This window comes from Robertmurraya siralis (assembly GCF_005502275.1).
Taxonomy (GTDB): Bacteria; Bacillota; Bacilli; order Bacillales; family Cytobacillaceae; genus Robertmurraya; species Robertmurraya siralis.
Window position 1 is genome coordinate 43,003 of the sequence record NZ_SWLZ01000002.1, and the last position, 20,281, is coordinate 63,283.

Below are 20,281 nucleotides of genomic sequence, written 5' to 3' on the forward strand. Positions count from 1 at the left end.
TTTTATTCTGCAGATGCATTCAATTCCTTTTTCTTCTCTTGATTGTCATATGCTTTAAAAAATGGGAAATATATTATAAACGCCACAACAAAAATCAATAAAGCCAATATGACAGCTCTCCAATCTTGAGTAGCTAAGTAGGACGCAATTGGATATGGTATATACCAAAGCATAAATGTTTTAGTGGGAATAGCGACCAAACCTATTTTCATTACAAAATATACTATAGAAGGAATTACAATTGATGCTATCCACATTGGAATCATCAAAAATGGGTTGAAAACAACGGGTCCACCAAACATAAGCGGCTCATTAATATTGAAAATTGATGGTACTATCGTTGCTTTACCTATGGCTTTTAATCTGTAGGATTTACTTGCAAAGAGCATCATTACAGCTAGGGCAAGTGTGGTTCCAACACCACCCATACTTGTAAAAGCATAGGCCGTTTCTTGCAAAGCAATATTGGTCGGTTCAAGACCAGCTGCAACTCGTTCAGCATTTTCTGCAAGGCCCGACAGATAAACAGGATAGATGACTGGCATCATTACCCAACCACTTATTCCAAATGTATAAAGGAATACAGGGATAAACACGGATAAAACATAACCTGGATAACTTTGAACAATTTGTGCCAGAGGACTAAATATCTTTAATACAACCTCAAAGAAATCTAAGTTTAGCGGAACTGCAATCGTCCAACCTGCTAGCATCAATAAAGTAATAGGAATTAACGAATCAAACCAGACAATAACAAATTCAGGAATTACACTATCTTCAGAAAAAAAGGATTTCTTTGAAGCTAAGTTCATAACGGCCGCAACTGATAGGCCTATAACAAGTGATAGGAACATTCCTGTAGCCCCAAATCGGCTAAAAATAAACGTAATATTGCCATCTTCTGTTACAATTGGGGACAAAAGCATTAGGTATAATGCAAGTCCAGTTGCTCCAGCTATAATTTTTTTATTGTTATGTCCCTTCTTCTCCATCACGAAGTAAGGAATTAAAAAAGAGACCAATAGACCAAGCAAACCAAATGAAAAGCTATTTATCAATGAAAAGTCCGGCATATTTGGAATGATATTATTCAATAAAGAAACAACCGTTACCAATGAACCCACTAAAATTAGTGGTAAAATGATCATTACTGAGTCCTGAATCGATGAAACCCATGGATTTTTGGTAATCTTATTGACAACTGGTGTAAAAGAGTTGGTCATGAAATCCATTATTTTTTTCATTTTCCATCACCCTATTCTAATAAACTAGCAATAAGGTCGCATGCTTTATTGCCGTCTAACGTACCATAGATATTTTGTGGAATGACAGATATCTTAATAGAGTAGTCACTCGTTTTTTCTTTTAACTCATCTTCCATATATTTCAGATGAGGGCCAATTAATAAAACGTCTATTTCATTTAGATACTCTGATAATTGCGACTCACTTCTGGCCTGTACAGACATTTCCATCCCTCTTTTCTTTCCTGCTTTACGAATGGCGTTTGCCATAAATCCACTAGAAGCTCCTGCCCCACAGATTAGTAATACTCTAGTCATTTTAATTCCCCCTGTTATATGTTTTCGCTTTCATCCTTAGTATGTCATGTGTCTTTTTTTAAAACCAACAATAAAAAGTCCTATAGATAGGAACTTTAATTAAGATGTTTTCGCGCTATTCTGATAAAAGGACATTCATTTATTTGCTGTTTCTCATTAAAGTAAAGACTTTTAATGAGATCTCAATAATAGGACCTGTTAAAAGAATACAAAGAATCGTTCCTAAGCCTACTAACCCACCCAAGGCAATCCCTGTAGCGACCAAAATCCCATCTATCACCATTCTTGTGAACTTTATCGTGACGTTATATCTCTTAGAAAAAAAGAACATAAGCCCTTCCAACGGACCCACTCCTGTTTTAGTAAACAAAAAAAGACCCGTTCCCATTCCAAACATTACGATTCCTATGATAGCCATACAAAAGTCGGGCATATTTTGAAGGAATAGGACCGCCTTTAAATCTGCAGAGAGGAACAGATTAATAAAGAAGCCACAACCAATACTAAAAATCAAACTTCCAAAGCCAAAAAAATCACGGCTAATGAAATAATTAATCACTAAAAATGTTAAACTAAAGATCTGACTGCCTGTTCTAAATTGAATCGGGATAAAATTTAACACTCCCAATAAAAATGTACTAATTGGATCTGCCCCCATTTCAGCTAGCAAAACCATAGTAATTCCAAATGCTGTTACGGCCGTACTTATGACTACAAGTGTGTAGTCGATCAGAAAATGTTTCATTTAATAACTCTCCCGTCTAAATCTAACTATAAGAAGTATTCCATCTATTGAATAATGGAGCAAACTAAAAAAAGTTCCTACAAATAGGAACTTTTTTTACTCGAATATGCTTTATCCTTTTTCTATAATGATAATGAGAATTTCTATTATTTTATATAAGGAGCCCTATTATGAAAAATGATCGTAGAGAGGCTTTCATTCAATATTTAGCATCCAAAAATGATTGGTGTACTGCTACAAGTTTGGCCAATTATTTTAAAGTATCTACAAGAATCATTAGAAAATATGTCAATGAAATTAACCAGGATCAGCTTGTGATCACCTCCTCCCCACAAGGTTATCAATTAGTCACTAAAGGCGAGGTTAGTAACAACAATGATTACATTTCTCCTGTAAACCGTGTCAAAGTAATATTAAAGGAATTAATTCTACATTCGGAAGGATTAAACATTTTTGACTTAAGTGATAAACTCTTTCTCAGTGTTTCATCAATTGAAAATGACATTGTTCAGGCTAATAAAATGATCAAATCATACCATTTAAAAATTCGCCGCAAGAAAGATACACTTATTTTAGTAGGTGGAGAAAGAGAAAAGCGAAGATTAATGAGTTTCATTATTTTACAAGAAACATCCAAAGAATTTTTAAGTTTAAAGGCTGTTCATGATTCTTTTCCACATTATGATGTTTTTACATTAAAAGATGAAATCGTTTCCATTCTTGAAAAATTTAACCTGTACGTAAACGACTATATTATGAATAATATCCTTCTTCACCTCGTCATTACGGTCGATCGAATTAAAAATAACAACTCCGTCCTTCAATCGACTGATATCAATAAATTGAAAAGCAATCTTGAAACGGAAGCTGCGAATAAAATTGCAGATATGTTAGAAGTGAAATACGACATTCAGTTTAATGAATCGGAGCGGTACAATTTTATCTTGCTTCTATCTAGTAAAACAACATTACTGAATTACCAATCCCTAACTTCTGACTCCTTAATTCACTATGTTGATGAACAGTATGTGAACTTATCAAAAAAACTACTTCAACAAGTGCATGAACGTTATTTTATTGAAATTAATGATGATGAATTCTTTGTAAAATTCACACTTCATATCCGCAACTTACTATTTCGAGCCAAGTATGAACAAATGGTTAAAAATCCATTAACATATGAACTAAAAGATTCATATCCACTCATTTATGAATTAGCAGTCTTTATATCAAATCAAATTCAATTTATGGAGAATATTCATATAAAAGAAGACGAGATTTCTTATATTGCTTTCCATATTGGCTCGTATTTTGAGAGAAGAAAAAAACTGGAGAAGAAAATTTTATGCGCAGTAATCAGTCCAAATTATTATGATATGCGCCTTCAACTCGTTCAAAAGCTTGAAAAAAGATTTCATGATTCTATAGAGATTATAAAAGTTTTATCTGATGCAAGTGAAATATCTTCACTTAAAGATATAGATTTAATTATCAGCACATTGCCATTAAAGGGCGAACAAACTCCATCTGTGTTTGTTCATCCCTACTTGATTGAGAAGGACTATGAATACATTCAACTCCAGGTTAATAAATTAAATGAGCAAAAAAAGAATCAAAAGGTTAAACAATATCTTGATTTATACTTTGATGAAGATTTGTTTATGAAAAATGTTTATCTTGAAAGCGATGAAGCTTATATTTCATTTATGTCAAAGCTTCTATATGAGAAAGGCTACGTAACAAAAGATTATGGACAATCTGTTCTGGAAAGAGAGCGCATGTCATCAACGGCGTTTAACAATAATGTTGCGGTCCCCCATTCCATGCATATGGATGCAATAAAAACTGGGATTTGCATGATTATTCTGGATCGACCGGTAAATTGGGGAAAAGAAAAAGTGCAAATCATAGTCATGATTTCGATTAATAAACAACAACGAGAATTATTCAGCCCTTTTTTCGAGGGAGTAATCAACATTTTGTCCGAATGGAAAAACGTCCACGAATTGATTAAAGCAAAAGATTATGATGATTTTATGGAAAGTATGATGAGACTTTTAAATTAATGTTTATGGCTTTGTTAAACAAAATGGTTGATTAAATAATTTTGGGCATATTCCGTGTGAAGCCAAAGTTTCACCACGAAATGTACTAAAATCAACACCGACATTTAACAGAGCCCAGCTTTTAAAAAAACATTTGACTTTCAAAGAAATATACGATAGATTAATAACCAAGTTAAAAAACCGAATAGAAACACTTCTTATCAAGAGAGGTTGAGGGACTGGCCCGATGACACCTCGGCAGCGGAATCTTATTGATTCTATGCCAAATCCAGCAAGCACCAGTGCTTGAAAGATGAGAAGAGGACGGACTTGTTTCGTAAACCTACCTCTTCTGTACTTTCAGAAGAGGTTTTTTCTTTGTATCTCATTTATTTTTCATTAAACAAAGCAACCTAAAAACGAGCATAATTATACACACTTACCATAGCATTCGTTTTTTAATTGCCTCATTATGAAAAACTAAATATCAAATTTCTTATCAAGAGAGGTTGAGGGACTGGCCCGATGACGCCTCGGCAGCGGAATCTTATCGATTCTATGCCAAATCCAGCAAGCAATGCTTGAAAGATAAGAAGAGCATCCAAGTTAATTTCCACATGGATATCTCCTCTTCTTTCTTCAAGAAGAGGGCTTTTTATTTTTACAAAAAGCGTGTGAATCCAAAGTTGCACATGCAATGAGCCAAAATCGATTTTTTAACAAAGTCATACGAAAAGGAGAGGGACATCATGATAGAATTTCAGAATTTGAGAAAAGTTTATAAAAGTAGTGGTCAACAGGTCACAGCATTAGACGGAATTAATTTAACCATCAGTAAAGGAGAGATATTTGGCGTCATCGGATTCAGTGGCGCAGGTAAAAGTTCGTTAATTCGCTGTGTGAACTTATTGGAACGCCCGACTTCAGGCAAGGTTATTATCGATGGACATGAACTCACCTCGCTGCCGGTAAAAAAAATCCGCGAGGTTAAGAAAAATATCGGAATGGTATTCCAGCACTTTAATCTCCTTAATTCAAAAACAGTCTTTGCCAATGTGGCGATGCCATTAACGCTTGCAAAAGTTGACAAAGCTCAAATCAAAAAACGAGTTCATGAATTACTTGAGTTTGTCGGATTGGCGGATAAAGCGGATTATCATCCAGATCAACTTTCAGGGGGACAAAAACAGCGGGTCGGAATTGCCCGTGCTCTAGCAACACAGCCCTCCATTCTTTTATGTGATGAGGCCACTTCTGCATTAGATCCGCAGACGACAAGCTCAATCCTACAACTTTTGAAAAAAATTAATCAAGAGTACAAGATTACCATTTTAATCATTACACACGAAATGTCAGTGATTCGTGAGATTTGTGACAAAGTCGCCGTTATCGAAGGTGGAAAAATTATTGAAGAAGGAAGTGTATTCGATGTCTTTTCTGCACCTAAAACGGCAACAGCACGTAATTTTGTCAGCACGGTGATGAATGACCAGCTTCCAGAGTCCATCAACAACTTAATTCAAAAACAAGCTGGTTCACAAAGGATTTTCCGCATTAACTTTGTCGGAACATCGGCCGGACAGCCTCTTCTTTCTGAAATTGCCAAGAAGTTCGATGTTCATCTCAACGTCCTTTTTGGAAATATTACCGAACTGCAAGGAGTCCCGTTCGGGAACCTCATAGTTGAATTCCAGGGAGAGGATAAAGAGGTTTTACGAGCATTGACATATATCAACGAGAAGAAAATCAGCATTAAGGAAGTGAGTGCATATGCTAGTTAATTCAGAACAGATTATCGAAGCATTAATTGAAACGATTCAAATGGTCGCCTTCTCCCTCTTGTTTTCAGTACTCCTCGGACTACCGCTTGGAATATTATTGGTTGTTACAAGAAAGGGGCACTTAATTGAAAATCTCGCCGTTTTTAATGTATTAAACGGAGTAATTAATATTTTCCGCTCTGTTCCCTTCATTATTTTATTAGTAGCGATGATTCCTGTAACGAGGTTCATCGTCGGGACATCGATTGGAACAACAGCAGCTATCGTCCCCCTCGTATTTTATGCAGGGCCTTATATTGCCAGATTAGTAGAAAATTCATTATTGGAAGTTGAACCGGGTGTAATTGAAGCAGCTGAAGCAATGGGTGCAACACCTTGGCAGATCATTACCAAATTTCTTTTACCGGAAGCATTAAGCTCCCTTGTTCTTGCTCTTACAATTGCCACAATCGGGCTCGTTGGTGCATCAGCGATGGCAGGTGCCGTCGGAGGTGGAGGGATCGGAGATTTAGCCATTACATATGGTTATCAACGTTTTGACACTATTACCATGTTCATTACAGTTGCAATATTAGTTGTCATCGTTCAAGGTCTACAATCATTCGGCAATTTTGCCGCAAAAAAAATTAGAAGAAGATAACTCAGGAGGAAAACAACATGAAAAAATTTTTATTATCGATCATATTGCTTACATTGGCAGTATTTGCAGTGGGATGTTCATCTGACAGCACGCAGGGAAAAGAAACTACTAAAGTTAAATTAGGAATTAGCGGGACAGATACGAGAATTTGGGACTTCATTTCTAAAAAAGCGGAGAAAGAAGGAATTGAAATCGAGCTTGTAAAATTCTCTGATTATGTCGCCCCAAATACCGCTCTTGCTGAAGGGGAATTAGATGTTAACGCGTTTCAAACCGTTGCCTATTTTGACGTTTTCATTGAAGAGCATGATCTTGACTTAGTCCCGATTGCAACAACTGTTTTAGCTCCAATGGGTATTTATTCTGAAAAGTACAAAGATGTTAACGACATTCCAGATGGTGCAAAAATCGCCATTCCCAATGATGCTTCCAACCAAGGACGCGCCTTACTTTTACTACAAGAAGCCGGGTTAATTGGGTTACCTGAAGATTTTGATCCAAACGGAAATCTCAATCAAGTGACAGACAATCCAAAAAATCTTGAACTCATTGAAGTCGTTCCAGCTCAGACTCCGAGAGCATTGCCTGATGTTGCAGCTTCATTAATCAACAACGGCATTGCGAAAGATGCAGGATTAGCTCCGCTTAAGGATGCCATATATTATGAAAGTGAAACGGCCACTCCTTATATTAATATCATTGCGGTAAAAGCTGAGGATAAGGATGATAAGACACTCAACCGAATTGCCGAGCTTTACCAAGAGGAGGACACAGCAAAATTTATTGAAAAAGAATATGATGGTAATTTAATTCCAACTTTTGTTCCATTAAGTAATATCGGCTGGTAAACATTTAATTTAGGGAGGAAATGTAAAATGACTACATTTATTGAAACGATTGATATTTTAAAAAAGGGAATTACTGAAAACATTGAGAACAATCGTGATTTATATATTGAGACTAGTCATAAAATTCATGAGAAACCGGAAATCGGGAATGAGGAGTTTTACGCCTCATCCCTTTTAACAGAAATTCTCGAGAAAGAAGGTTTTGAAATTGAGAAGGCAGTTGCCGGTCACGAAACTTCTTTTGTTGCTCGAAAAAAGTCGCTAAAGCCTGGTCCAGCTATCGCCTTCCTTGCAGAGTATGACGCCCTTCCTGGTATCGGTCATGCTTGCGGACATAATATTATTGGAACAACAAGTGTTGCAGCCGCCATCGCTTTAAGCAAAGTACTGGATGCAACTGGTGGTGAAGCAGTTGTTTTCGGAACTCCGGCAGAAGAGGGCGGTCCAAATGGCAGTGCGAAAGGTAGTTTCGTTAAGCACGGATTAGTTGAAGGAATTGATGCCGCCCTAATGGTACACCCAAACAGCGAGACGCGGTTAACCAGTTCGTCGTTAGCAGTCGATCCCCTTGATTTTGAGTTTATCGGTAAGCCCGCCCATGCCGCTGCTACACCACATGAAGGAATCAATGCACTTGATGCTGTCATCCAGCTCTTTAATGGTATCAACGCCTTAAGGCAACAATTGACTGATGATGTACGGATCCATGGTATTATCACTCATGGAGGAGATGCACCAAACATTATTCCTGAATATGCAAAGGCAAGATTTTTCATTCGCGCCGCAACGAGAGCCGGATTAAATGAAGTGACCCGGAAAGTAAAAGCAATTGCAGAAGGAGCCGCCCTTGCTACAGGAGCAAAACTAAATATTATCGCCTTTCAAAATGAAGTTGATAATCTCCTTCTCAATCGAAAATACGATGCCGTTTTTAAAGAAATTGTAGAAGATCTGGGAGAAACAGTATTCGAAGAGAGAGAAGGAATCGGCTCAACCGATGCTGGAAATATTAGCCAGGTCATCCCAACGATCCATCCATATATCAAAATCGGCGCTAGCGATCTCATCCCTCACACTGTTCCATTTAAGGAAGCAGCCGCTTCCCCAAGGGGCGACGAAGCATTGATTATTGGTGCGAAAGCATTAGCTTTAACGGCATTAAAGCTGATAACAGAACCAGAAACACTGGCTGAAATAAAGAAAGAATTTGAGGAGAGAAAAGCTAGCGAAGCACAAGCATAATTAGTCTTTTTCGAAGCTGTCCGAAATGGTCATAGGAATTCGGACAGCCTCGTGTTAAGTTCTGTTGGTTTTGTCCGAATCGACAGGGGATTCGGACTTCTTTGTGCTCGTTTCTCATGTTCCTGTCCGAATAGACACGGTAATCGGACTTCCCGCTTTCATTACTCGGGATTTTTGTCCGATTCGTTTCCTTTTTCGGACGCCCTTGTATTAATTTCCCATGGCTTTGTCCGAATTCAGAGACAAGTTTAATAACAGCTTGAATGATTATTGTTGTATGCGGACAGTCCATGCCATTAAACTTGCCCCAGCGTCCATAAATGTGCAAAAAATAGTTACAGCTTCAATTGAAAAGAATCCGCTCTAGATGTTCATGAAATAAAATGGTTTGCTTCTTCAGACGTTCCATATTGTTCAACTAATTTATATAACTACTGAAGAATCTGTTCATTTATATATCGCCTTTCTCATATCCCATACATCACTTTCTTTTAATTCTACTTGTAGTTAATTCTTTTAATTCATGATAATATTCAAAGTTACCATCAAGTAGAAGTTCCTTCCCTAAAGCTTGTTGTATTTCTTTTAATTGCAGGGACTTATATGCTTCATATCTGTATGTCTCCCACTTTGTTACTACCTGGATATTGAAAATCTTTTTCTTCGCCTTTTTTGCTAAGTTTATTTCTGCGTAATATCTTTCTTCTTAAAGGCACTTAACAGTGATAACCTCTATCTATTATGGTTATGTCTTCACTCGTTTCGAAATTTTTACTATTATTTACTATTTATAGAGGGTTGAGGCCAGATAGTACAAAACTTCTTAGTAACCCCCTGAATTTCCCCATCTCTAATTAGATAAAAGGATAGTTTTGTCAGAATATCTAACAATAATTTTCAGAATTTTTTAAATTTAGTATTGAATCACATAAGGAAATAGGTATAATAATTACATAATATGTTATATAACATAACAATTACTAGTTTCAAAAACATCATATGTTACTTTATATAACATAAGAAAATTTAAAACCAAAAATAAAGGGGGAAGAACATGAAAAAAAAGTCATCATTATTACTTTTTAGCTTTTTATTGGTGCTTGTATTAGCCTTGGTTGGCTGTACGAAAGATGAGGAAGCCGGAACTGGGACAGAAGAAGAAGGTGGTACCACAACTAATTCAACAGGTGGTTCAGCAAGCACTTCCAGTTCAATCTTAGAAACGGTTGCAAGCAGAGGGAAAATCATTGCGGGCATTAACGATGCATTACCCGGATTTGGCTATGTAGATTCTGACGGAAAAAACACTGGATTTGATATTGAATTTGCGAAGGCCATTGCGGCAGGTGTTCTTGGTGATGCCGAAGCAGTTGAATATCGCCCTTTGTCTGCACAAGAGCGTTTTACTGCTGTACAAACAGGGGAAGTCGATGTTCTTATACGAAACACTACATGGACAACAAACCGTGATTCAGAAGTAGGTTTGAATTTTGCACCAGTTACTTTCTATGATGGTCAAGGAATTATGGTACCTGCCGATAGCGGTATTGATAGCTTAGAAGATTTAGAAGGAGCTCGGATTGGGGTTGAAACCGGTACGACAACTGAATTGAATTTAGCTGACCAAATGCGTGCAAAAGGGATCAACTTCGAAGCAGTTGTATTTGATAGTGCCGATGCTGTAGTTGCTGCCTATGAATCGGGAAGCATTGATGCATGGACAACGGATAAATCAGGATTAGTTTCTCGCCAATCAATTATGCAAGATCCTTCGGCACACAAAATTCTTACAGAAACTATTTCCAAAGAACCTTTAGCACCTGCTGTCAAAGGTGGCGATGATAAATGGTTTGATGCAGTTACGTGGATCGTCTTCGCTACTATACAAGCAGAGGAGTTCGGGATTACATCGGCAAATGTTGATGATTTCCTAGATGATGAAAATCCGGACATCAAGCGTTTGCTTGGAACGGAGGGAAATCTTGGTGAACAATTAGGGTTACCAGCCGATTTTGGCTATCAAGTGATTAAGCAAGTTGGAAACTATGGGGAAATTTATGACCGTCATCTTGGTCCAGATACAGTATTCAAGCTGGAGCGCGGTTTAAATGACCTTTATACAAATGGCGGATTATTGTACTCCGCTCCATTCCGTTAAGATCAGAAAAGTTTGAAAAGGTCTGCTTTTGGGAGACTTCTCTAAGGGCAGACCCTTTTTTATAAGTAAAGATATCTCTAGAAATTTTTAATAAAAGAGGTGACTGTCCATGAAGAAAACTATTACAACACCTTTTTGGCGCGATAAAAGAATTGTCCCTATCCTCTTGCAAGTGCTGTTTGCCGCACTTGTACTGGCCGGTGGATATTACTTTATTGCAAATGCCATTAATGGTTTGCAACAAATAGGAATAAACTTAGGCTTTAATTTCTTAAAAAACACATCAGGATTCACCATTTCTGAATCGATGATTGATTTTCAACCGACGGATACATACGGCAGAGCGATTATTGTGGGGATTTTAAATACATTACGAATTGCCTTTATTGGAATCATTCTTACGAGCATTATTGGGTTATTTGTTGGGATTGCTAAACTCTCTAATAATTGGCTTGTCAGTAAGCTAGCAACTGTATATATTGAGATTTTTCGAAACACTCCTCTCCTCGTGCAGATTTTCATTTGGTTTTTTGCAGTCCTTCTCCCACTTCCCAGAATTGAAGAAGCATTAAAGCTCGGACCTGTTTTTTTCTCCAATCGAGGCATTGCTATACCTTGGTTTGAAGCCCATTCAAACACCATTCTTTGGGGAATTGGTATGATCGTAGGTCTCATGGTTGCTGTTATCTTCTTCAAAGCGTTAATGAAAAAGCAATTAGAAAGCGGCAAAAGAAAATACCCGTTTATTTCAGCAATCGTTTCCTTTATCGTGATTATTTTGATCACATTGATTTTCACAAAGACTGGCCCTGTTACAATTCATACTCCATCTGTATCTGGAAGAGGCTTTGTTGGGGGACAGACGCTATCACCCGGTTATTCGGCGATTTTAATCAGTCTTGTCATTTACACATCCACCTTTATTGCCGAAGTGATCCGTGCAGGAATTCAAGGGGTTCCTAAAGGTCAGATAGAAGCGGCAAAGGCATTGGGATTGAAAAGCTCTACTACTATGCGCTTAGTTATCTTCCCACAGGGCATTCGTATCATTATTCCGCCTTTAACGAGCCAATATTTGAATTTAGTAAAGAACTCAAGTTTGGCGGTGGCAGTAGGATTTCAGGATATCGTTAGCGTCGGTGGGACGGTTATGAACCAAACTGGTAGAGCAGTAGAAGTGATTTCGATCATGATTGCCGTGTATTTAACCTTTAGTTTAATCACCTCAATTCTGATGAATATCTTTAACCAAAAAGTTCAATTGGTGGAAAGGTAGGTGAAGAAATGTGGAAGAAATGAAGCTAGAAGCAAATAAAGAACTGAATATATTAAAGCGTTCGAGCAGCCAAATAGGATCTTTGCAATGGCTCAAAAAAAATCTATTTAGCAGTTGGTCTAACGTACTGTTAACGATTATCTCAGCAGTCGTTACCGGATATATCCTCTTCAATACTTTTCAGTTTATCTTCACTGCAGACTGGTCCGTTATTGCTGTTAATTTCCGCCTACTTATGATTGGGCAATTTCCTGTTGCTGAAATATGGAGAGTTTGGACGATACTAGGAGTTCTAACCGTATTGCTCGGCTTATCATGGGGGTTGTGGAAGGGTTCAATGGCCCATGTTGCTGTTTCGATCGGTGCGATCATGCTTATTATGGTAGCAATGCCCTTTATCCAAATGAGTACAAGGTTAATACTAGGAGGAAATATAGTTCTCCTACTTCTCACCTTCTTTATCGGCACAAAGCTTCCTAAGCTGAAAATACCAGTCATTGCCGTTTGGCTCCTTTATATTCCACTAACCATTTTCATTTTAAATGGATTTGGAGTATTAGCCCCTGTCTCCTCAAATATTTGGGGCGGGTTTCTATTAACCCTTTTAATCGCAAGCGTGGCCATTGTCATCTCCTTTCCGATCGGTCTCTTGTTGGCTCTTGGAAGAAGAAGCTCATTGCCAGTTATCAAGTATTTTTGTGTGATTTACATCGAATTTATCCGTGGAATTCCACTTATTACTGTTTTATTTATTGGACAGTTGATGATCCCGTTGTTTTTAGGAAGTGGCGTAGAAATAAGCAATGTATTACGGGCAATGATCGGGATGACTCTCTTCAGCGCAGCTTATTTAGCTGAAAATATTCGCGGGGGGCTTCAGTCTCTTCCACGAGGACAATACGAAGCAGCACAGGCTCTAGGATTAAATAAAACATATATGATGACCTTTGTCATTTTGCCTCAAGCAATAAGAGCCGTTATTCCAGCTTGTGTCGGTCAATTCATTTCCATCTTTAAGGATACTTCCTTAGTAGCGATTGTAAGTTTAACCGATTTATTAGGAATGGGCCAAAAGCTTGTTGCCAATCCTGAATTTCTCGGCAAGCAAATGGAAGTTTTCGTCTTTGTAGGATTTGTATATTTTATTTTTTGTTATTTGATGTCACATGTGAGCCGCCGTTTAGAAGTATCTCTAGGGGCAGGACACCGATAAAGGGAGTGAAAAAATGGAGAGTGTTTTTGCAGTTGAAAAGTTAACCACTCCTCTTGAGGAGCGGGAAGATATCGTTACCGTAAAAGGCCTGAATAAATGGTTTGGAGATTTACATGTTTTGAAAAATGTTAATCTTTCTGTGAAACAAGGTGAAGTTGTTGTTGTATTAGGACCTTCAGGTTCAGGAAAATCGACCTTTATAAGAACTCTTAATGCACTTGAAGAATTCCAAGATGGCAAAATCATTGTTGATGGTATCAACTTAACGAATGATTTACGAAATATCGAAGAGATTCGTAAGGAAACCGGGATGGTCTTTCAATCATTTAATCTATTTCCACATATGACCATTTTGAAAAACATCTCATTAGCCCCTATTTGGGTACGCAAATGGAAAAAGCAAAAAGCGGAGCAAATTGCTTTAGAATTATTAGAGCGGGTTGGTATTCCGGAACAAGCCAATAAATATCCTGGGCAATTATCCGGAGGTCAGCAACAACGGGTAGCAATCGCCAGAGCTTTAGCCATGCGACCAAAAATTATGTTATTTGACGAACCGACTTCCGCTCTCGATCCTGAAATGGTCAAAGAGGTGCTCGATGTTATGAAAAGACTGGCTGAATCAGGAATGACAATGCTAGTCGTAACACATGAAATGGGATTTGCTCGCCAAGTTGCCGATCGGATTGTCCTATTTGATCATGGCGAAATTATCGAATCTGGATCACCTGAACAAATCTTCGATAATCCTCAGCACGAACGAACAAAATTATTTTTGGCGCAGATTTTATAACTTAGATTATTAGTTGCAAAACACCTTCATCATTGCGGTAAAATAAGACATATGCAAATAATGAGGTGTTAAATGATATGAATATTTTCATCATCAGCCGTTTTCGCAGCGACAGCAGCATGGATAAATACTCAAACGATAATAAGGAATTTAACTGAAATAAAAGCAAAGTTAGGAATCAAAAAAATATTCATTTTTTCTCAAGGTTGAAAACGATTTTCCCTTATACCAGTCAATGAATGGACAAGAAACAAATGCTAATTTATCGTACCTTCATCATTCGAAAGGCTTGAAGATTTCTTAAAGGTGTGTATAATAAAAGACAATTGAACATTAAACACCAAACAAAAAGCAGATAAGCATTTTAAAAAAAGAGCTGCTCATTTTATGCGTATTGGTTTGAACGGAATAACCAGCACTAAGGTCATTCGAACAAAACAATCCGTATTACAACACCATATTTAAAATGTTTTCTAGGGTTCCGCAAGTTCATTTGGTCTGGTCCGAGAGAAAACTCACAGCAATAGCTGTGTCACGGAGGGATAAAAGCCCGGGAGATACTGTATTTGACAGCATTCTCTCAGGGCTTTTTTTGTTTGGCGTCACTTTTAAGAGGAGGTATTCAAATTGAATCGAAACTGGATTTCACTAATTATCGCTGCCATTTTAGAGGTATTCTGGGTGATTGGTTTAGCGCATGCTTATAGTTTTTGGACTTGGACCGGAACGATTGTTGCACTTATTATTAGTAATTACCTCATGATTTCAGCAGGTCGAACGCTGCCTGTTGGAACCGTCTATTCGGTATTTGTCGGGCTTGGAGCAGCAGGGACCGTTATATCCGAAATCTTATTTTTCAATGAACCCTTTAGATGGGCCAAAGTCGCCCTAATCGCACTATTATTAATCGGAGTGATTGGCTTAAAAGTAGTTACGGAAGAAAAAACGGAGAAAGGAGCTGAAGATTAATGGCATGGCTCTCATTAATTATTGCCGGATTTTTAGAAGCATTTGGCGTGGCTATGATTAATCAATGGCACACAAAAAGAAAGTGGACATCGTTAATACTTTTAGCGCTTGGTTTCGGTTCCAGCCTTCTTCTATTAAGTTACTCCATGCGTACGATCCCAATGGGGACGGCTTATGCGATTTGGACAGGGATGGGTGTTGTCGGCGGTACGATCATTGGGATGATTTTTTACGGAGAATCCAAAGACTGGAAACGAATCTTTTTTATCGGAGTCGTGATTAGTGCTGCAATTGGTTTAAAACTGGTTTCATAGTATAGAATAGCAAATATTGTCGTAACGCTCATGCCGCCCGCAAACGCTCCCTTTTCTCGTTACTTTGCGGTACTCATGGTTACTCCACTCCTCAAACGACACACGTTTGCAATCAAAATTCATCTACATTTTAAGCGTCTCGAAGATATCCGAGACGCTAATTCCTAGACTAAAAAATCTGGCCAATTCTCCAGAAAATCAACTAACCAGATTATTCCCATGAATATAAGCCATACGAAGAGCGGAAATACTAAACTTTGCAGGGCATTGATCCATCTGTAGCTATCTCTCTTTTTCATTAAAAATCTGTCAACCACAAAATACACGATAGAAGCTGACAAGCTGATCCACAGCAATATGACACCAAAGAGCAAATGAAATAAAACAGATATATAATTTTCCATTCTTTTTAATTTGCCCCTAGTAATTAAATTCGCTAGCAGATCACTAATAATAGATGTAATTGTTCCGTAGATAAAAATAACGGGAAAACTGTACATTAAGTATATTGGAGTAACCATTACAAATGCCCACAAGTAAGCTTTTATCGAATTGATCTCATCTCCAAATGGAGATGGTGTAACGAGCCCAAACAATATGGCAAATAAAGAACCTGCTATAGATGCCGTTATTATTTTTCTTGGTAATACATTCGTTGTGATTTCTTTTATGCTCAAGGTTCTCCCACCCATCCTTTTTCTCTCAATAAAATCCTCTTCCCTCATTTCCTTTAGGACAAAAATGATGGGCACTTCGCACACTCTCTTTTTAGCACCATACTCTGCTCATGTTCATTCCTTGCAGGTTGAGATTACTAACCATTTTATTGAAGCTTCTTTACGATTTCAAAATCTTAATCTTGATACACGCTTTTTCATTAGCTGCAATTGGACATTGCTTCATTTTAACAAACATCGCAACTTCTTTAATGATTTACTTCGCTAAAAATGGTTGCACTCACTTTTATGCGATACTTCCCCCATGCATAGAAAAGAGATAAAAATCAGCATCATCTGATAAAGTCCAACCATCGAAAAAAGAGCTGGCATGAAAAACATCCAAAAAGCAGTCACCGCATTGCACAATTAGTAATGGGCACTGCTCCAATAATTGAACATCTTCTATCGTTTTACCTGCCAATAATTCCTTCATAGACTTCCACTCTCTTTGATTAGCGTTCACATCAGTTTCTCCTAAAAGGATTGCATCAGCGTTACGAATACGCCATGGACATTCAATCGTCAATGCTCCTTTTTCAAATAAGATGGTAAAATGAACGCCTGTTTCAACATCAGTAATTTTTTGCCCAATAAATTGTTGAAAAGTGACGCTACTTATCTTTGTATGCCATAATTTTCGTGCACAATGAATGATCATTTCGTAAAGCCGTTCTACCGACATACCTTGCACATTGCCTCCATACTCAAAATCCGCAATCGCATCACTTACTTCCTGCCAATTCCTCTGTTCTTCAAATAAGTCGTTTGCCACAGCACAATCATATAACTCTTTTACGATAAGAATCGCATTTTGATTCGGTAGCAATAATTTAGAATGAAGGGATTTCATATAATAGCTTATACATTCTTCCTTCGTTGGTACGCCCCATTGAATCGCTCTCATCGCAGCATCAAACAGCTGCTCAATTTCAAATGGATTTAATGCTTGCTCTATACTCATACTGGCTAACTTTTTAATCTCGCGTACATCTAGGCATAGAGAATCCACAGCCCATTCAATATAATCAGTGGGTTTTACTGTATTCATATATTTCTTGTAATATAGCTCTAAATACTCTATTTAAAACCCTCCTTTGCACTGTGGTTATACCATTTTTCTGATTGAAATTCCTCTGGGATATTGTCATCATACGGATTATCAAAACCTAATTTTTCAAGTTTATCAAACCATAAATCTCGTTTTGATACAGGGAGCCTTTCTCCACACCATGGACAAAATGAAATGAGCATACTAGAGGAACCTCCATCGTGAATAATCAAGCCATATTCATCAAATTTTGCGTTATAGTCGATTAATTGATCTGGACAGTCAAACGGATCTTCATGTTGTTCACATACTGAATTTACTTGTACCATCATCGTTTTACAGCAATGCTTTTTTGTCATCCTACTCTCCTTTTCTCGAAAAATAAGGACCAAGATAACCGCTATCATGAGTTCTGACATACGTCCAAGTAAAGTCCTTATCCACTATATATACATCTTCTTCCTCATTAAAATCAGCTGCGGTTACTTTTGTAGCATTTTCAAGAATATAGGCATCATCGTAATGCTGAAAAAACAGATAGCAAAATTTCTTGTTTTCACTTTCAAAAGCCTTATCTGCTTCATCAAATTGTAAATATTTTCTTTTATCATAACTAAATACATGCCATAAAAAACCACTAGCCCAATGGCTCGAATATAAGTAAATATCTTCCTTCTCCTGCACAGTCAAATGATGAACAAATTCGTCTTCCCATTTCTTGCGGAGATAGGTTCCCCATTTCGGAATTTCCGTTACCTTCACTCTTTTCTTTTTAAAAGCTTGAATCAGCCCTACTCTATTCTCCAACTAAGCACATCCTTTTAAAAAAAATCATTTATAAGGTGAGATACATTCCTCAACATTTAGACCTGATTGCTGCGTTTTTGCGATCGCCTTCTGACAATCTCTATCCGTCCCGATATACATATAATAGTCATAACCAAAATGTACAAAAAATCGATTCTTTATTTCTACTTTGCACCAACATACATTACGCAGAGTATGTTGAGCTAATTGCAGCAATTCATCGATCTTGATTGCTTTTCCTATCCAAATATTAGAGAGATACTTGCGGGCATTTTGACTTTCTACTCCGTCCGACCACTGCTCCAAAGCTGTTATATATATCTGATTTACTCCTGTTTCATCCCAAAATGTCTTGATGGCCTCTAAATACTTTTCCTCCGTAATGATATATTCTTCATACTCTAGCTTTGTCCCTACTTCTGAAAAACAAGTCCACTCATCCGTATCTTTTGTTATTCTCCAGCAATTCAATCTTCAATCTCCCCCTACAGATCATCTAAAAAAGTAACTTTGCCGCTTCCTGCATGAACTCCATAATGGCAATCCAATTTTCCGCATAATCGATATTTCTTCCGTTCAAAATCATAGACATAGATTGGCGTTAATTCAAAATGGTCTTCAAGCTTTGCAAAAGCTTCTTCCTTCGTTATTGCTACTGTTTCCGCAACCTCAAATTCATGAAAAACATCCAACATCATGTTATTGTCAATTAAATTTATCGCCTTTTCTTTTTCAGCATCAATGATAACCATTAATTTTCTCTGAAATACACGGTTTGTTTGTTCATTAGCTCGAATGATCGCATGAATAAATCTTTTCTCCCGATGTAATGTTTTCAAGTTCCACTTCCCGGACTGCTCAGGATATTCTTGAGCTAATACCTCTTTTACGATCCTTAAACATTTTTCTTGTTCATCCTTCGTAATCGGAAACGAATCTGGAGCCGGCTCAGAAGAAAAAGCTTGCTCTGCTGTGATATCTTCACTCCAATCAAACACTTCCCTTTCAAATGGCTGAAGAGATATAGGCTCTTCCCAACTGATCATTTCATCTATTTTGAGATACCCTCTTGAATCAACAAAAACTTCAAAAGGGATCGTTTCTGCACCATCATTTGTCACAAATATTTCTTCAAGCGCATAAACAGGAAAGATTTTTTTCTGTTCAAAAGAAGGGAATTCGATTAGTTTTACCTGGTCTTTTTTCAATGCCTCGATAGAATCAAGAGTAAGGGAAAATGTATCCTCCTCCACCATTTCCTTAGCAGGAAATTGACCATGAACGGAAAAAGAAATCAATCTTCCTTCCTCATCAACCCGAGCATCAATGAAGCCGGAAGGTGACACCGCCACTCCCTTATAACACTCCTTGAAGCGATACTCTCCATCCTCTTGTCGATGAAGCTGAAATTGCTCCCCGTAGACGAGCCCCGTTTCCTCTTCAATCCACGTTATCATTTCCTCAAGTTTACGAGTTTTAAACTCAACTCCATTTTTGGCATACGTTTTTCCCATGACAAAAATGATACTTTCAATTTTTTCTGTATGTACATTGATTTCAATGGCTGCCGTTCCAGGCGGGTTTGAATCTTCATCTTCTCGTTCTGTTTCATCACTTGGAAACCACTCCATCGAAAAGGTATATTCTGTTTCATTGAAAATATTGACCCGTCTTGAAAACCGGTAATCTGCTAGTTTATAATCCTCGAGGCCAAATTTTTTCTTTGCTAAGTCAATCCATTGCTTGATCTTTGATTTCATTGATCATATCTCCCTTGTATTGTTCTTCTTGACGATGTCCCTCCACCCATTCAGTATATTTTTCATATAAAGGGCGAATTGTTTCAAAGTCTTTGGCAATAACTTCACAGCCTCGATCATCGTAAATAAAGAAAATAATATCTTTACTGGCATTAATAAAAAATACATTTGGTGAATACACGCTATCTCGATGTCTTAGATTTGGTTTTAAAGAAGGAAAATCTTGATTACAGATCGCTTCAAGCAGCAATGGATAACGAATATCCCGCTTACGGCATAGCAGCGAAAATTGGGAAGTGCAATAATCCTTTGCCTCTTCTTCTTCCTCAAAGACATACGGACAAATTTTTTGCTGCAATCGA

General features: G+C 37.5%; 21 protein-coding genes and 3 riboswitches. Of the genes, 11 read left to right on the forward strand and 10 right to left on the reverse strand.

Annotated elements, in window-relative coordinates:
- Positions 1 to 2 precede the first annotated feature (2 nt).
- The 3 genes from FCJ93_RS03170 to FCJ93_RS03180 form a co-directional block, all read right to left on the reverse strand.
- Positions 3 to 1,244, reverse strand: a complete 1,242-nt coding sequence (locus FCJ93_RS03170) for a PTS sugar transporter subunit IIC (RefSeq protein WP_095309622.1) — start codon at positions 1,242 to 1,244, stop codon at positions 3 to 5.
- Positions 1,245 to 1,255: 11 nt separating this feature from the next.
- Entirely contained in the window at positions 1,256 to 1,561 is a 306-nt protein-coding gene (locus tag FCJ93_RS03175; protein ID WP_095309624.1) for a PTS sugar transporter subunit IIB, read from the reverse strand.
- Between the two features lie 139 nt (positions 1,562 to 1,700).
- A complete protein-coding gene (locus FCJ93_RS03180) occupies positions 1,701 to 2,306 on the reverse strand; it encodes a YczE/YyaS/YitT family protein (RefSeq protein ID WP_137742908.1) in 606 nt (201 codons plus the stop codon).
- Positions 2,307 to 2,476: 170 nt separating this feature from the next.
- Between FCJ93_RS03180 and FCJ93_RS03185 the strand changes: the two genes are divergently transcribed.
- From FCJ93_RS03185 to FCJ93_RS03235, 11 genes are all read left to right on the forward strand, one after another.
- On the forward strand, positions 2,477 to 4,372 hold the full coding sequence (locus FCJ93_RS03185) for a BglG family transcription antiterminator (RefSeq protein WP_137742909.1): 1,896 nt from the start codon (positions 2,477 to 2,479) through the stop codon (positions 4,370 to 4,372).
- Positions 4,373 to 4,566: 194 nt separating this feature from the next.
- Positions 4,567 to 4,671: riboswitch (SAM riboswitch) on the forward strand.
- 173 nt (positions 4,672 to 4,844) lie between these two features.
- A riboswitch (SAM riboswitch) is annotated at positions 4,845 to 4,946 on the forward strand.
- Between the two features lie 154 nt (positions 4,947 to 5,100).
- Positions 5,101 to 6,132 carry a methionine ABC transporter ATP-binding protein gene (locus FCJ93_RS03190; protein WP_095309629.1) on the forward strand — a complete coding sequence of 344 codons (1,032 nt, stop codon included), beginning with the start codon at positions 5,101 to 5,103 and terminating at the stop codon, positions 6,130 to 6,132.
- Positions 6,122 to 6,772, forward strand: coding sequence for a methionine ABC transporter permease (locus FCJ93_RS03195; protein WP_095309631.1), 651 nt, complete (start codon positions 6,122 to 6,124; stop codon positions 6,770 to 6,772). Before FCJ93_RS03190 ends, FCJ93_RS03195 begins: the two co-directional genes overlap by 11 nt.
- 17 nt (positions 6,773 to 6,789) lie before the next feature.
- Entirely contained in the window at positions 6,790 to 7,620 is an 831-nt protein-coding gene (locus tag FCJ93_RS03200) for a MetQ/NlpA family ABC transporter substrate-binding protein (protein ID WP_137742910.1), read from the forward strand.
- A gap of 27 nt (positions 7,621 to 7,647) precedes the next feature.
- Entirely contained in the window at positions 7,648 to 8,862 is a 1,215-nt protein-coding gene (locus tag FCJ93_RS03205) for a M20 family metallopeptidase (RefSeq protein ID WP_137742911.1), read from the forward strand.
- A gap of 1,054 nt (positions 8,863 to 9,916) precedes the next feature.
- Entirely contained in the window at positions 9,917 to 11,020 is a 1,104-nt protein-coding gene (locus FCJ93_RS03210; RefSeq protein ID WP_137742912.1) for an amino acid ABC transporter substrate-binding protein, read from the forward strand.
- A gap of 109 nt (positions 11,021 to 11,129) precedes the next feature.
- Positions 11,130 to 12,296 carry an amino acid ABC transporter permease gene (locus tag FCJ93_RS03215; protein WP_137742913.1) on the forward strand — a complete coding sequence of 389 codons (1,167 nt, stop codon included), beginning with the start codon at positions 11,130 to 11,132 and terminating at the stop codon, positions 12,294 to 12,296.
- A 19-nt stretch (positions 12,297 to 12,315) separates the two neighbouring features.
- Complete coding sequence (locus FCJ93_RS03220) at positions 12,316 to 13,509, forward strand: amino acid ABC transporter permease (RefSeq protein WP_235879416.1); 1,194 nt, start codon at positions 12,316 to 12,318, stop codon at positions 13,507 to 13,509.
- A 13-nt stretch (positions 13,510 to 13,522) separates the two neighbouring features.
- Positions 13,523 to 14,302 carry an amino acid ABC transporter ATP-binding protein gene (locus FCJ93_RS03225; RefSeq protein ID WP_137742914.1) on the forward strand — a complete coding sequence of 260 codons (780 nt, stop codon included), beginning with the start codon at positions 13,523 to 13,525 and terminating at the stop codon, positions 14,300 to 14,302.
- 462 nt (positions 14,303 to 14,764) lie between these two features.
- A riboswitch (guanidine-I (ykkC/yxkD leader) is annotated at positions 14,765 to 14,861 on the forward strand.
- 68 nt (positions 14,862 to 14,929) lie between these two features.
- Positions 14,930 to 15,271: a DMT family transporter gene (locus FCJ93_RS03230; protein ID WP_095309646.1), complete on the forward strand. Its 342-nt coding sequence runs from the start codon at positions 14,930 to 14,932 to the stop codon at positions 15,269 to 15,271.
- Positions 15,271 to 15,585 (forward strand): DMT family transporter, encoded by a 315-nt coding sequence (locus FCJ93_RS03235; protein ID WP_095309648.1) that lies wholly within the window; start codon positions 15,271 to 15,273, stop codon positions 15,583 to 15,585. Before FCJ93_RS03230 ends, FCJ93_RS03235 begins: the two co-directional genes overlap by 1 nt.
- Before the next feature lie 164 nt (positions 15,586 to 15,749).
- Here the strand turns inward: FCJ93_RS03235 and FCJ93_RS03240 are convergent, their stop codons facing one another.
- The 7 genes from FCJ93_RS03240 to FCJ93_RS25340 form a co-directional block, all read right to left on the reverse strand.
- On the reverse strand, positions 15,750 to 16,262 hold the full coding sequence (locus tag FCJ93_RS03240) for a hypothetical protein (protein WP_095309698.1): 513 nt from the start codon (positions 16,260 to 16,262) through the stop codon (positions 15,750 to 15,752).
- 286 nt (positions 16,263 to 16,548) lie between these two features.
- Entirely contained in the window at positions 16,549 to 17,352 is an 804-nt protein-coding gene (locus tag FCJ93_RS03245; RefSeq protein ID WP_137742915.1) for a hypothetical protein, read from the reverse strand.
- Between the two features lie 29 nt (positions 17,353 to 17,381).
- Positions 17,382 to 17,711, reverse strand: a complete 330-nt coding sequence (locus tag FCJ93_RS03250; protein WP_137742916.1) for a DUF6980 family protein — start codon at positions 17,709 to 17,711, stop codon at positions 17,382 to 17,384.
- Between the two features lies 1 nt (position 17,712).
- Complete coding sequence (locus FCJ93_RS03255; RefSeq protein WP_137742917.1) at positions 17,713 to 18,159, reverse strand: DUF4275 family protein; 447 nt, start codon at positions 18,157 to 18,159, stop codon at positions 17,713 to 17,715.
- 24 nt (positions 18,160 to 18,183) lie between these two features.
- The gene (locus tag FCJ93_RS03260; RefSeq protein WP_137742918.1) at positions 18,184 to 18,630 is read right to left on the reverse strand and encodes a hypothetical protein; all 447 of its coding nucleotides are present in this window, start codon (positions 18,628 to 18,630) and stop codon (positions 18,184 to 18,186) included.
- Positions 18,631 to 18,644: 14 nt separating this feature from the next.
- A complete protein-coding gene (locus FCJ93_RS03265) occupies positions 18,645 to 19,919 on the reverse strand; it encodes a hypothetical protein (protein ID WP_137742919.1) in 1,275 nt (424 codons plus the stop codon).
- Complete coding sequence (locus FCJ93_RS25340; RefSeq protein ID WP_235879402.1) at positions 19,891 to 20,277, reverse strand: DUF3885 domain-containing protein; 387 nt, start codon at positions 20,275 to 20,277, stop codon at positions 19,891 to 19,893. Before FCJ93_RS25340 ends, FCJ93_RS03265 begins: the two co-directional genes overlap by 29 nt.
- Positions 20,278 to 20,281 lie beyond the last annotated feature (4 nt).

Excerpts from the sequence above, each read along its gene's own strand:
- FCJ93_RS03170 (WP_095309622.1), bottom strand. The coding sequence starts at position 1,244 with ATGAAAAAAATAATGGATTTCATGACCAACTCTTTTACACCAGTTGTC.
- FCJ93_RS03175 (WP_095309624.1), bottom strand. The coding sequence starts at position 1,561 with ATGACTAGAGTATTACTAATCTGTGGGGCAGGAGCTTCTAGTGGATTT.
- FCJ93_RS03180 (WP_137742908.1), bottom strand. The coding sequence starts at position 2,306 with ATGAAACATTTTCTGATCGACTACACACTTGTAGTCATAAGTACGGCC.
- FCJ93_RS03185 (WP_137742909.1), top strand. The coding sequence starts at position 2,477 with ATGAAAAATGATCGTAGAGAGGCTTTCATTCAATATTTAGCATCCAAA.
- FCJ93_RS03190 (WP_095309629.1), top strand. The coding sequence starts at position 5,101 with ATGATAGAATTTCAGAATTTGAGAAAAGTTTATAAAAGTAGTGGTCAA.
- FCJ93_RS03195 (WP_095309631.1), top strand. The coding sequence starts at position 6,122 with ATGCTAGTTAATTCAGAACAGATTATCGAAGCATTAATTGAAACGATT.
- FCJ93_RS03200 (WP_137742910.1), top strand. The coding sequence starts at position 6,790 with ATGAAAAAATTTTTATTATCGATCATATTGCTTACATTGGCAGTATTT.
- FCJ93_RS03205 (WP_137742911.1), top strand. The coding sequence starts at position 7,648 with ATGACTACATTTATTGAAACGATTGATATTTTAAAAAAGGGAATTACT.
- FCJ93_RS03210 (WP_137742912.1), top strand. The coding sequence starts at position 9,917 with ATGAAAAAAAAGTCATCATTATTACTTTTTAGCTTTTTATTGGTGCTT.
- FCJ93_RS03215 (WP_137742913.1), top strand. The coding sequence starts at position 11,130 with ATGAAGAAAACTATTACAACACCTTTTTGGCGCGATAAAAGAATTGTC.
- FCJ93_RS03220 (WP_235879416.1), top strand. The coding sequence starts at position 12,316 with ATGAAGCTAGAAGCAAATAAAGAACTGAATATATTAAAGCGTTCGAGC.
- FCJ93_RS03225 (WP_137742914.1), top strand. The coding sequence starts at position 13,523 with ATGGAGAGTGTTTTTGCAGTTGAAAAGTTAACCACTCCTCTTGAGGAG.
- FCJ93_RS03235 (WP_095309648.1), top strand. The coding sequence starts at position 15,271 with ATGGCATGGCTCTCATTAATTATTGCCGGATTTTTAGAAGCATTTGGC.
- FCJ93_RS03245 (WP_137742915.1), bottom strand. The coding sequence starts at position 17,352 with ATGAATACAGTAAAACCCACTGATTATATTGAATGGGCTGTGGATTCT.
- FCJ93_RS03250 (WP_137742916.1), bottom strand. The coding sequence starts at position 17,711 with ATGACAAAAAAGCATTGCTGTAAAACGATGATGGTACAAGTAAATTCA.
- FCJ93_RS03265 (WP_137742919.1), bottom strand. The coding sequence starts at position 19,919 with ATGAAATCAAAGATCAAGCAATGGATTGACTTAGCAAAGAAAAAATTT.